7 protein-coding genes, 1 tRNA gene and 4 pseudogenes are annotated in these 12205 nt (G+C 66.3%); all 12 read left to right on the plus strand.

Going from position 1 to position 12205, the window contains the following annotated elements; all coding sequences use genetic code 11:
- The first annotated feature begins 260 nt into the window (after positions 1-260).
- Positions 261-336 (plus strand) — tRNA-Trp (locus tag A6302_RS16905).
- Between the two features lie 333 nt (positions 337-669).
- Positions 670-1254, plus strand: coding sequence for a biliverdin-producing heme oxygenase (locus A6302_RS16910; RefSeq protein WP_069308024.1), 585 nt, complete (start codon positions 670-672; stop codon positions 1252-1254).
- Positions 1251-1562: pseudogene (locus A6302_RS25875) on the plus strand (hypothetical protein); the annotation flags it as partial. The gene A6302_RS16910 and the pseudogene A6302_RS25875, both read left to right, overlap by 4 nt.
- 152 nt (positions 1563-1714) lie before the next feature.
- Positions 1715-3829: an HWE histidine kinase domain-containing protein gene (locus A6302_RS16915; protein WP_342586296.1), complete on the plus strand. Its 2115-nt coding sequence runs from the start codon at positions 1715-1717 to the stop codon at positions 3827-3829.
- A 195-nt stretch (positions 3830-4024) separates the two neighbouring features.
- Complete coding sequence (secE, locus tag A6302_RS16920) at positions 4025-4222, plus strand: preprotein translocase subunit SecE (RefSeq protein ID WP_069308025.1); 198 nt, start codon at positions 4025-4027, stop codon at positions 4220-4222.
- 33 nt (positions 4223-4255) lie between these two features.
- Positions 4256-4786 (plus strand): transcription termination/antitermination protein NusG, encoded by a 531-nt coding sequence (gene nusG, locus A6302_RS16925; RefSeq protein WP_069308026.1) that lies wholly within the window; start codon positions 4256-4258, stop codon positions 4784-4786.
- Positions 4787-4990: 204 nt separating this feature from the next.
- Entirely contained in the window at positions 4991-5419 is a 429-nt protein-coding gene (gene rplK / locus A6302_RS16930; RefSeq protein WP_069308027.1) for a 50S ribosomal protein L11, read from the plus strand.
- 3 nt (positions 5420-5422) lie between these two features.
- A pseudogene (rplA, locus tag A6302_RS16935) lies at positions 5423-6123 on the plus strand (50S ribosomal protein L1).
- Positions 6124-6502: 379 nt separating this feature from the next.
- Positions 6503-7020: pseudogene (rplJ, locus tag A6302_RS21535) on the plus strand (50S ribosomal protein L10).
- Between the two features lie 63 nt (positions 7021-7083).
- The gene (gene rplL, locus A6302_RS16945; RefSeq protein WP_069308030.1) at positions 7084-7461 is read left to right on the plus strand and encodes a 50S ribosomal protein L7/L12; all 378 of its coding nucleotides are present in this window, start codon (positions 7084-7086) and stop codon (positions 7459-7461) included.
- Positions 7462-7761: 300 nt separating this feature from the next.
- Positions 7762-11899, plus strand: a pseudogene (gene rpoB / locus A6302_RS16950) (DNA-directed RNA polymerase subunit beta).
- Positions 11900-12002: 103 nt separating this feature from the next.
- Positions 12003-12205: hypothetical protein (locus tag A6302_RS16955; RefSeq protein WP_141703876.1), on the plus strand; the 203-nt coding region annotated here is incomplete at its 3' end.

Raw genomic sequence — 12205 nt, forward strand, 5'->3', positions numbered from 1 at the left:
CTGACGAGGGTTCCGGCTACGGTCGGATCCGCAAAGGGGCGTCCTTCGGGGCGCCCCTTTTCTTTTGGCCAGGACCTCCCCTGAGGCGCCTTGAAACATCTGCGCAATCTGGCGTGCGGCGGCGGCGCGAGCGGGCGGGAGCGCCGCCGGGGGCAGGCGACGGAAACCGGCTTTGCCCTCTTGAATTCGCCGGTGAAAGCCAATAATGACATGTCCGCACGCGGTGCCGATCAGGGCCGCGACGTGGCGTGTGCCGCGATAGGGGTATAGCTCAGTTGGTAGAGCGGCGGTCTCCAAAACCGCAGGCCGCAGGTTCGAGCCCTGCTGCCCCTGCCAGCGCCATCGAGACGTGACGGCCAAGCCGCGACGATCGAGACGTGCGAAGGCGATCGATCATCTTGGCACCGGTCGGTCATGATGCCCCGGGCCGATGACGCGCCGCCAGATCAGGCTCTTTTGTTGACAGTGGTGTCGCGCGGCCGGGAACAATCCGCCGCGTTGAACATTGTTCTTGCGAAGAGCTTCTGCCTTTCAGGCCGGCGTCGGAAAAACGGGTGCGCGCCCCGCGTGCAACCTCGCGTCCTGTTGCATCGGTCGTCAGAAACTCCCGCAGCGACGGCCCGTTGCCGTTGCGGCGCACGCGAATCTTCCGGACGGACCTTCGGACGCATGACCACTGGAACGAGCGAAACAGCATACGCGGGGATCCGCGACCGGCTGCGGGCCGAAACGGCCACGCTCCACGACCGGACCGAGACCGTCTTTGCGTCCTTCGATCTTGCCCGTGCCGACCATTATCGCCGCTATCTGGCCGCCCAGTCCGCCGTGTTCGCGCCGCTGGAACAGGCCCTTGACGACCGCTTCGGATCGATGCTGGCCGATTGGCCGCGTCGCCGGCGGGCCGCAGCGCTCGCCGCCGATCTGGAGGATCTCGACGCGGCCCCGCCGCCGCCGGTGATCGACACGGCCGGCTGGAGCGAAGCGGAAGCATGGGGTGCCCTCTACGTCATGGAAGGCTCGCGCCTCGGCGGCGTGCTCCTCGGGCGGCAGATTGCAGCCGACCAGCCCGGTGCGCCGATCCGTTTCCTGTCGCAGGCCGCTCCCGGCCGGTTCTGGGCCGAATTTCTCCGATGCCTCGAAGCCCGCGCCCCCCTGCTCGAGTGGACGGGGATTCGCGCCGGCGCCATGGCGACGTTCCGGCTGTTCCATGACGCCGCCCTGCTGTGGCAGCCCCGGCCGGCAGACGCAGAATGAGAGGATCGGACTTGCACGCCCCGACTCAGTTTCCCGTCGATCTCTCCAACTGCGACCGCGAGCCGATCCACCAGCTCGGTACCATCCAGCCCTTCGGCTTTCTCCTCGCCGTCTCGGCCGACTGGATCGTGGCCCGCGCCTCGGCCAACCTGACCACCTTCTGCCAGCGCGGCGCCGAGGAGACGCTCGGCCGTCCGCTGGCCGATGTCGTGACAGGAACCGCCCTCGATCTCGTTCGCGGCGCTGTGCGGCGCCTCGAGGGGCCGACGTCGGTGGAGCGGCTGTTCGCCGTCGATGTCTTCGGCCAGGGCCGACGTCACGATCTCGCGATTCATCTCGCTGGCGACGTGGTCGTTGTCGAAGGCGAGGAGAGCATGATGCTCGCGCCCGGCGAGAATTCGTCGGCCTTCGTCAATTCCGCCTCGGAACGGCTGTCGCGCACCGATTCCCTCGAAGCCTTGTGCGGGGAGGGCGCCCGCGTCCTGCAGTCGCTGATCGACTTCGACCGGGTGATGATCTACCGCTTTGCCCCGGACGGCTCCGGACAGGTGATCGGCGAAGCGTCAAGCCCGGCATCCCGTCCTACCTCGGCCTGCGCTATCCGGCCTCCGACATTCCCCAGCAGGCGCGCCGGCTCTACGAGACCAACCTGCTGCGGATCATTTCCGACACCGAAGCGGTGCCGGTGCCGATCGTCCCCACCCTCGACCCCATGGGCCAGCCGCTCGACCTCTCGCTCAGCGTGCTGCGCAGCGTGTCGCCGATCCACATCGAGTATCTGCGCAACATGGGCGTGCGCGCCTCGCTGTCGGTGTCGATCATGCACCGGGGAAGGTTGTGGGGCCTGATGGCCTGCCACGACTACCAGCCGAAATATCTCGATTTCGAGCGCCGCACGGCGGCCGAACTGTTCGGACGGATGTTCTCGCTCACGCTGGAATCGCGCAAGCAGCGCATTCGCGAGATGCAGGAGCAGCGCGCCCGCACCGCCCACGACAAGCTGATGCGCACGATCGCCACCCATGGCCGGCCGTTCGACAAGATCGGCCACATCATCGGCGATCTGCGGCAGATGGTCGACTGCGACGGCGTCGGCGTCTACATCGACGGCGAGATCCACATCGAGGGCGTCACGCCCACCGCCGGCGAACTGCGCGAGATCGTGCGTTTCCTCAACCGCGCCGCCGCCAGCCGCATCTATGCCACCCATGAGCTCGGCGTCGTGTTCGAGCCCGGCCGCGAGATGGTGGACCGGGCAGCCGGCCTGCTCGCGATCCCGATCTCCCGCTCGCCGCGCGACTATCTGGTGTTCTTCCGCCGTGAACTGGTGCGGTCGGTCGTCTGGGCCGGCAAGCCGGAGAAGTCGACGACCTTCGGTCCGAATGGCGCGCGGCTGAGCCCGCGCAAGAGCTTCGAGGCCTGGCGCGAGACGGTGGCCGGCCAGTCGGCGATGTGGACCGAGCTCGACCTTCAGGCGGCCGAACTCGTCCGCGTGTCGCTGCTCGAGATCGTGCTGCAGATCACCGATGCGGCCGAGCGCGAGAGGCGCACGACGCAGGAGCGTCAGGAGCTGCTGATCGCCGAACTCAACCACCGGGTCCGCAACATCCTCGGCCTGATCCGGGGCCTCGTATCGCAGAGCCGGCGCGGCCATGATCCCGAGGTCTTCGCCGAGGAACTCAACGCCCGGATCGACGCGCTGGCGCGCGCTCACGACCAGATCACCCGCGACGACTGGAAGCCGGCCTCGCTGAGCGGCCTGATCGAGGCGGAGGCGGCTGTCTATGTGGGCGAGAGCCTGCGGCGGATCACGCTGGAGGGCCCGAACGCGCTGCTGCATCCGAAGGCCTTCTCCACCATGGCGCTGGTCTTCCACGAGCTGATGACCAACGCCGCGAAATACGGCGCACTTGCCGACGACCGCGGCCGCATCGCCGTCAGCTGGAGCACCGACGAGACCGGCGATCTCGCCATCGAATGGCGCGAGACCGGAGGACCCTCCGTGCAGCCGACGATGCGGCGCGGCTTCGGCACGACCATCATCGAGCGCACCGTTCCGTCGGAACTGCGCGGCACGGCCGAGTTCCACCTCGACATCACCGGCGTCGTCGCCCGCTACCTGATTCCCTCCGAATACGTGACCGTGGTGTCGATGGCCTCCCGCCGCGCCGTGCCGCGCCTCACCTCGGTGCCGACCAGGGTGCTCGAGGGCCATTGCCTGCTCGTCGAGGACAACGCCATCATCGCGCTCGATGCCGAGGAGATCATGCAGGAACTCGGCGCCGCGTCGGTCGAGCAGGTCGCCTCCGTCGAGGAGGCCTTCGCCACCATCGCCCGGCGGCGGCCGCGCTTTGCGCTGCTGGACTTCAACCTCGGCCCGGAGACGAGTCTGCCGATCGCCGAGCGGCTGCACGAGGCCGGCATTCCCTTCGTGTTCGCGACCGGCTACGGCGAGCAGCTGAAGCTGCCGGAGGCGCTGACGGCGGTGCCGATCGTCAGCAAGCCCTTCACTAAGGCCTCGCTGCTGGCGGGCATCACCCTGCGCACGCAGGCTGAACCCTCGAAGGGCGGCTGATCCGCCGGTTGACCCGAAGGGCCGCGTGACGATAGGGTGCGGGCGCTCCGGATCGCCGCGGGATCGGCAGGCCGGCCGTGGTGAAAATCCGGCCGGACGGGGGTTGCATCCGCCTCGGGAGCATTATAAGTAACGTGTTCTTTAGCGCGGCGTGCGGAGGAATCATCCGCGCGCCCGAATGTCATGAGCAGATGGATGGCCAAGACCAACCCCTTCACGTTCCTGCAGCAGGTTCGCACCGAAACCATGAAGGTTTCGTGGCCGACCCGCCGCGAGACGCTGATCACCACCGCCACGGTCTTCGTGATGGCGGTCGTGGCGTCGCTTTTCTTCCTGGCGGTCGACGCGCTGCTGTCCGAAGGCGTTCGCCTCCTGCTGCAGATCGGCGCCTGAGCGCCATCGCGACGTATCCGGGATATCCGACACATGGCCAAGCGCTGGTATATCGTCCACGCCTATTCGAACTTCGAGAAGAAGGTCGCTGAATCGATTCGCGAGCAGGTGGCGCAGCGCGGTCTTCAGGACTATTTCGACCAGGTGCTGGTTCCGACCGAGAAGGTCGTCGAGGTGCGCCGCGGTCGCAAGGTCGATTCCGAGCGCAAGTTCTTCCCGGGCTACGTCCTCGTCCACATGGACATGACGGACGAAGCCTACCATCTGATCAAGAACACGCCGAAGGTCACAGGGTTCCTCGGATCCGACAATCGTCCGATCCCGATCTCCGACCGCGAGGCGATGCAGATCCTCCAGCAGGTCGAAGAGGGCGTCGAACGCCCCAAGCCGACGGTCACCTTCGAGATCGGCGAGCAGGTTCGGGTGGCGGACGGTCCCTTCGCCTCCTTCAACGGCCATGTCGAGGAAGTCGACGACGAGCGGTCGCGTCTCAAGGTGGCGGTGTCGATCTTCGGTCGTGCGACGCCGGTCGAACTGGAGTTCGCTCAGGTCGAGAAGGTCTGATCACAAGTTTCTCGCCGGCGGTCCTGCCGTCCGGCGGAACGGGGGAGGGGATGTTCCCGTCTCCCGCGCGGTCCGGGTCGTCTGTCCGGGCCGGTTTCGTGGAGGGTATCCGCTCTTGCTTTCGCCGGCGATAGCGGGGCCGCACCACGGTCTCTCATGTCCCGCGGCCGAGGCCGCGAGGGACGCAAACGGGAGTGGAGCAGTATGGCGAAGAAGATTACAGGCTACCTGAAGCTTCAGGTGAAGGCCGGTTCGGCAACCCCGTCGCCGCCCATCGGTCCCGCGCTTGGCCAGCGCGGTCTGAACATCATGGAGTTCTGCAAGGCGTTCAACGCCCAGACGCAGAGCATGGAAAAGGGCATGCCGGTGCCGGTGGTGATCACCATCTTCGCCGACCGCACCTTCACCTTCAAGCTGAAGACCCCTCCGGTCAGCTATTTCCTGAAGCAGGCCGCCGGCGTGTCCTCGGGATCGAAGACGCCGGGTCGCGGCACCGCCGGGTCGATCACCCGCGCGCAGGTTCTGGAGATCGCGAAGACCAAGCTGGTCGACCTCAATGCGACCGACGTCGAAGCGGCGTCGCGCATGGTTGAAGGCTCCGCCCGCTCTATGGGCCTGGAAGTGGTGGGGTAAGACATGGCCAAGATCGCAAAGCGCATCGTCAAGTCCCGCGAGGGCATCGACCCCAACAAGGTGTACACGCTCACCGACGCCCTCGGCATGGTGAAGGAGCGCGCCAGCGCCAAGTTCGACGAGACCGTCGAAGTGGCGATCAACCTCGGCGTCGACCCGCGTCACGCCGACCAGATGGTCCGCGGCGTCTGCAACCTGCCGAACGGCACGGGCAAGACGCTCCGCGTCGCCGTGTTCGCCCGCGGCCCGAAGGCCGATGAGGCGAAGGCCGCCGGCGCCGACATCGTCGGTGCGGAAGACCTCGTCGAGCAGATCCAGGGCGGCACCATCGCCTTCGACCGCTGCATCGCGACCCCGGACCTGATGCCGCTCGTCGGCCGTCTCGGCAAGGTGCTCGGCCCGCGCGGCCTGATGCCGAACCCGAAGGTCGGCACGGTGACCATGGACGTGGCCCAGGCTGTCAAGGACGCCAAGGGCGGTGCCGTCGAGTTCCGCGTCGAGAAGGCGGGCATCGTCCACGCCGGCGTCGGCAAGGTGTCCTTCACCTCCGAGGCGCTGCTGGAGAACATCCGCGCGTTCCTCGACGCGGTGCAGCGGGCCAAGCCCGCGGGCGCAAGGGTACCTACGTCCAGCGCATGGCCGTCTCGTCGACCATGGGCCCGGGCGTGAAGGTCGAGATCGGCTCTGTCGCCGCTGGCGCCTGAGACGACCGACTTTTGAAGTTTCCGGCCGGGCAACCGGCCGGATGACCTGGCCGGCGGAGGAAGTTCTCTTCCCCCGCGCGGCCAAAACCTGTCCGAGACTGCAGGTGCCGGTTCGCCGGTTTAAGCCATCTGGGCCTGCATGAGACGGGAGGAAGACCCGATTTTTCGGTGTCCGGCGCGAGCCGGCCCACCGATCGGTTCGGCCCTCTTGCCATTGCCTTGCCCGCATGCGGAGCAAAGCTGGCGGACAGGATGAGCGAGTGTCGCCTCCGGCTGTCCGTCCGCTTTCTGTTCAGATCGCGAGCATCCGGCCGGATGCGGCAGTGGCAAACCGATCCTGGTCCGGGTTCCGGATCGGGGTCATTTCTGGAGACAGGCCGTGGAAAGAGCGGAAAAGCGGGAACTGGTCGGCACGCTCAACGAGGTGTTCAAGAACACCGGCGTTGTCGTCGTCGCCCACTACCAAGGCCTCACCGTCGCCCAGCTGCAGACCCTTCGGGGTCAGATGCGGGCGGCCGGTGGTTCGGTCAAGGTCGCGAAGAACCGCCTCGTCAAGCTTGCTCTTCAAGGCACGGACGCGGAACACATCAGTGATCTCTTCACTGGTCCGACGGTGATCGCCTACTCGGCGGATCCCGTCACCGCGCCGAAGGTCGCCTCCGACTTCGCCAAGACCAACGACAAGTTCGTGATTCTTGGCGGCGCGATGGGCGCGACCAATCTCAGCCCCGATGGCGTCAAGGCCCTTGCGACCTTGCCGTCTCTGGACGAACTGCGTGGCAAGCTGGTCGGCATGATCCAGCGCCCGCCACCCGCATCGCGGGTGTCGTTCAGGCCCCGGCGGGTCAGCTCGCCCGGGTGTTCGGAGCCTATGCCAAGAAGGACGAAGCGGCGTGAGGCCGTTCCTCGCAAACACAATTGTTCCAGTTTGGTTCGAACCGATCGAAGGAAGAGTGAAAAATGGCTGATCTTAGCAAGCTGGTCGACGAGCTGTCGGCCCTGACCGTCCTCGAGGCCGCCGAGCTCTCGAAGATGCTCGAAGAGAAGTGGGGCGTTTCGGCTGCGGCTCCGGTTGCCGTCGCCGCCGCCGGCGGCGCTGCCGCCCCGGCCGCCGAAGTCGAAGAGAAGACCGAGTTCGACGTGATCCTCGTCGAAGCCGGCGAGAAGAAGATCAACGTGATCAAGGAAGTGCGTGCGATCACGGGTCTCGGCCTCAAGGAAGCCAAGGACCTGGTCGAAGGCGCTCCGAAGGCCGTCAAGGAAGGCGCGTCCAAGGACGACGCCGCCAAGTTCAAGAAGCAGCTCGAAGAGGCTGGCGCGAAGGTCGAAATCAAGTGATTTCGCCTGGACGGGGCGGTTTTCCGCCCCGTCCACTGGCCTTTCCGGGGCCTGGTCCGGATATGCCGTGCGGATGGGGCGTCTTGCGCAGGACACCGGCCCCGATCCGAGACGGAAGTGACTGCGCGGCCCAGCCGCGCTGAACGTCGTTCAGCCACCCAGCCGACGCAAGCCGGAGGTGAGGCGGGACGACCCGATTGACGAGAGCCGCCGGGGTGGCTGACCCGAGCCCGCCTTCGCCCCTGAACCTGGGGCGGGGCGGGCTCCGGTCAGCCGATCCGGTGGAGACGAGGAGCGAAAATGGCCCAGACGTTCAACGGCCGCAGGCGGATTCGCAAGTTCTTTGGCGATATTCGCGAAGTCGCGGAGATGCCGAACCTCATCGAGGTCCAGAAGGCGTCCTACGACCAGTTCCTGCTGATCGATGAACCGGATGGCGGACGTCCCGAGGAGGGCCTCCAGGCCGTCTTCAAGTCCGTGTTCCCGATCTCCGATTTTGCCGGCACGTCCTTCCTCGAATTCGTCCGCTACGAGTTCGAGGCGCCGAAGTATGACGTCGACGAATGCCGCCAGCGCGGCATGACCTTCGCCGCCCCGCTCAAGGTGACGCTGCGCCTGATCGTGTTCGATGTCGACGAGGACACCGGCGCGAAGTCCGTCAAGGACATCAAGGAGCAGGATGTCTACATGGGCGACATGCCGCTCATGACCGACAACGGCACCTTCATCGTCAACGGCACCGAGCGCGTCATCGTCTCGCAGATGCACCGTTCGCCGGGCGTGTTCTTCGACCACGACAAGGGCAAGACCCATTCGTCGGGCAAGCTGCTGTTTGCCGCGCGCATCATTCCGTATCGCGGCTCGTGGCTCGACATCGAGTTCGACAGCAAGGACATCGTCCACGCGCGCATCGACCGTCGCCGCAAGATCCCGGTGACGAGCCTCCTGTTCGCCCTCGGTCTCGACGGCGAGGAGATCCTCGACACCTTCTACAACAAGATCACCTACACCCGCGACGCGGACGGCTGGCGCATGCCGTATGACCCGGCGCGCATGAAGGGCATGAAGATCATCGGCGACCTCGTGGACGCCGACAGCGGGGAAATCGTGCTCGAGGCCGGCCGCAAGCTGACCGCGCGCGCCGCCCGTCAGCTCGCCGAGAAGGGCCTCAAGGCCATCAAGGTGACCGACGAGGATCTGGAGGGCCAGTATCTCGCCGAGGATCTCGTCAACCTGCAGACCGGCGAGATCTACGTCGAGGCGGGCGAGGAGTTCACGCCGAAGATCATCGCGCAGCTGGTCGAGGCCGGCTTCGACGAGCTGACCGTGCTCGACATCGACCACGTCAACACCGGCGCCTACATCCGCAACACGCTGGCCGCCGACAAGAACGAGGCCCGCGAGGACGCGCTGTTCGACATCTACCGGGTCATGCGCCCGGGTGAGCCGCCGACCATCGACGCTGCCGAAGCGATGTTCAAGTCGCTGTTCTTCGACGCCGAACGCTACGACCTGTCCGCGGTCGGCCGCGTCAAGATGAACATGCGCCTCGACCTGAAGTGCCCGGACACCGTGCGCGTCCTGCGCCGCGAGGACATCCTCGCGGTGATCCAGACGCTGGTGGAACTGCGCGACGGCAAGGGCGAGATCGACGACATCGACAACCTCGGCAACCGCCGCGTTCGGTCGGTCGGCGAGCTGATGGAAAACCAGTATCGCGTCGGCCTGCTGCGCATGGAGCGCGCGATCAAGGAGCGCATGTCCTCGGTCGACATCGACACGGTCATGCCCCAGGACCTGATCAACGCCAAGCCGGCGGCTGCCGCCGTGCGCGAGTTCTTCGGTTCCTCGCAGCTCTCGCAGTTCATGGACCAGACGAACCCGCTGTCGGAGATCACCCACAAGCGCCGTCTCTCCGCGCTTGGACCGGGCGGCCTGACCCGCGAGCGCGCCGGCTTCGAGGTGCGCGACGTGCACCCGACCCACTACGGCCGCATCTGCCCGATCGAGACGCCGGAAGGCCCGAACATCGGCCTGATCAACTCGCTCGCCACCTTTGCGCGGGTGAACAAGTACGGCTTCATCGAAAGCCCCTACCGCAAGGTGGTGGACACCCACGTCACCGACGAGGTCGTCTACCTCTCGGCGATGGAGGAGGCCAAGTACACGGTCGCGCAGGCGAACGCCGGTCTCGACGAGAACAACAACTTCACCAGCGACCTCGTGATCTGCCGCCACGCCGGCGAAGTGATCCAGGTGCCGCGTGAGCGCGTCGACCTCATGGACGTCTCGCCCAAGCAGCTGGTGTCGGTCGCGGCCGCGCTCATTCCGTTCCTCGAGAACGACGACGCGAACCGCGCGCTGATGGGCTCGAACATGCAGCGCCAGGCGGTGCCGCTGGTTCGCGCCGAGGCGCCCTTCGTCGGCACCGGCATGGAAGCCGTCGTCGCCCGTGACTCGGGCGCCGCGATCGGCGCCCGCCGCGCCGGCATCGTCGACCAGGTCGACGCGACCCGCATCGTCATTCGCGCAACCCGCGAAACCGATGCGTCGAAGTCCGGCGTCGACATCTACCGGCTGATGAAGTTCCAGCGCTCGAACCAGGACACCTGCATCAACCAGCGTCCGCTGGTGCGTGTCGGTGACGTGATCGAGAAGGGCGACATCATCGCCGACGGTCCCTCGACCGATCTCGGTGATCTGGCGCTCGGCCGCAACGTGCTCGTCGCGTTCATGCCGTGGAACGGCTACAACTTCGAGGACAGCATCCTGCTCTCCGAGAAGATCTCTCCGACGACGTCTTTACCTCGATCCACATCGAGGAGTTCGAAGTCATGGCCCGCGACACCAAGCTCGGGCCGGAGGAAATCACGCGCGACATTCCGAACGTGTCGGAAGAGGCGCTGAAGAACCTCGACGAAGCCGGCATCGTCTACATCGGCGCCGAAGTGCAGCCGGGCGACATCCTGATCGGCAAGATCACGCCGAAGGGCGAAAGCCCGATGACGCCGGAGGAAAAGCTCCTCCGCGCCATCTTCGGCGAGAAGGCGTCCGACGTCCGCGACACGTCGCTGCGGCTGCCCCCGGGCGCGCCGGCACGATCGTCGAGGTGCGCGTGTTCAACCGCCACGGCGTCGAGAAGGACGAGCGCGCCATGGCGATCGAGCGCGAGGAGATCGAGCGCCTCGCCAAGGACCGCGACGACGAGCAGGCGATCCTCGACCGCAACATCTACGGCCGCCTGGCCGAGATGCTCGACGGCAAGCCGGGCGTTGCCGGCCCGAAGGGCTTCCGCAAGGACACGGTCGTGTCGGCCGAGATCCGCGCCGAGCATCCGCGCTCGCAGTGGTGGCAGTTCGCGGTCGCCGACGACCAGGCGATGACCGAGATCGAGGCCCTGCGCAAGCAGTATGACGAGAGCCGCAAGCGGCTGGAGCAGCGCTTCATCGACAAGGTGGAGAAGCTGCAGCGGGGCGACGAACTGCCGCCCGGCGTGATGAAGATGGTCAAGGTCTTCGTCGCCGTGAAGCGCAAGATCCAGCCCGGCGACAAGATGGCCGGACGCCACGGCAACAAGGGCGTGGTCTCGCGCATCGTGCCGGTCGAGGACATGCCGTTCCTCGAGGACGGCACCCACGTCGACATCGTGCTCAACCCGCTCGGCGTGCCGAGCCGGATGAACGTCGGCCAGATCCTCGAGACCCATCTCGGATGGGCCTGTGCCGGCATGGGCAAGAAGATCGGCAAGCTGCTCGAGGCCTACAAGGTGAGCGGCGACCCGACCGACCTGCGCACGCAGGTGGTGGACCTGTTCGCCGGCAGCCCGAAGACCGAGAAGGTCGGCGAGTTCGACGACGAGTCGATGATCCGGCTGGCGACGGAGCTCAAGCGCGGCGTGTCGATCGCAACCCCCGTCTTCGACGGTGCGCGCGAGCCGGACGTGGTGGAGATGCTGGAGCGGGCGGGTCTCAAGACCTCCGGCCAGTCGACCCTCTACGACGGCCGGACCGGCGAGACCTTCGATCGTCAGGTGACGGTCGGCTACATCTACATGCTGAAGCTGCACCACCTCGTGGACGACAAGATCCACGCCCGGTCGATCGGTCCCTACAGCCTCGTGACCCAGCAGCCGCTGGGCGGCAAGGCGCAGTTCGGCGGTCAGCGCTTCGGCGAGATGGAGGTGTGGGCGCTCGAGGCCTATGGCGCGGCCTACACCCTGCAGGAGATGCTGACGGTCAAGTCGGACGACGTCGCGGGCCGTACCAAGGTCTACGAGGCGATCGTGCGCGGCGACGACGCCTTCGAGGCCGGCATTCCGGAGAGCTTCAACGTGCTCGTCAAGGAAATGCGCTCGCTGGGTCTGAACGTCGAGTTGACCAACTCCAAGGACCAGCCTGGCCAGGGCGACGCCGACATGGCGAAGGACGCGGCGGAGTAATCCGCCGCGCCTCACCACCGTCGCTATTCGGGATTAATACGGCGGCAGCCGATGCGCGCAGGCGGTGCGCGTATTCGCTGGCCCGCCTTTCAGGAGAGTACCGATGAACCAAGAGGTCATGAACCTTTTCAACCCGCAGGTTCCGGTCCAGACTTTCGACCAGATCAAGATCTCTCTCGCCAGCCCCGAGAAGATTCTGTCCTGGTCCTATGGCGAGATCAAGAAGCCCGAGACCATCAACTACCGGACCTTCAAGCCGGAGCGTGATGGCCTCTTCTGCGCGCGCATCTTCGGGCCGATCAAGGA

It is taken from the genome of Methylobrevis pamukkalensis, from assembly GCF_001720135.1.
GTDB classification, from domain to species: domain Bacteria; phylum Pseudomonadota; class Alphaproteobacteria; order Rhizobiales; family Pleomorphomonadaceae; genus Methylobrevis; species Methylobrevis pamukkalensis.

Bases quoted from the DNA above. Each gene is read 5' to 3' on its own strand.
- A6302_RS16910 (WP_069308024.1), top strand. From the start codon at position 670: ATGACCACTGGAACGAGCGAAACAGCATACGCGGGGATCCGCGACCGG.
- secE (WP_069308025.1), top strand. From the start codon at position 4,025: ATGGCCAAGACCAACCCCTTCACGTTCCTGCAGCAGGTTCGCACCGAA.
- nusG (WP_069308026.1), top strand. From the start codon at position 4,256: ATGGCCAAGCGCTGGTATATCGTCCACGCCTATTCGAACTTCGAGAAG.
- rplK (WP_069308027.1), top strand. From the start codon at position 4,991: ATGGCGAAGAAGATTACAGGCTACCTGAAGCTTCAGGTGAAGGCCGGT.
- rplL (WP_069308030.1), top strand. From the start codon at position 7,084: ATGGCTGATCTTAGCAAGCTGGTCGACGAGCTGTCGGCCCTGACCGTC.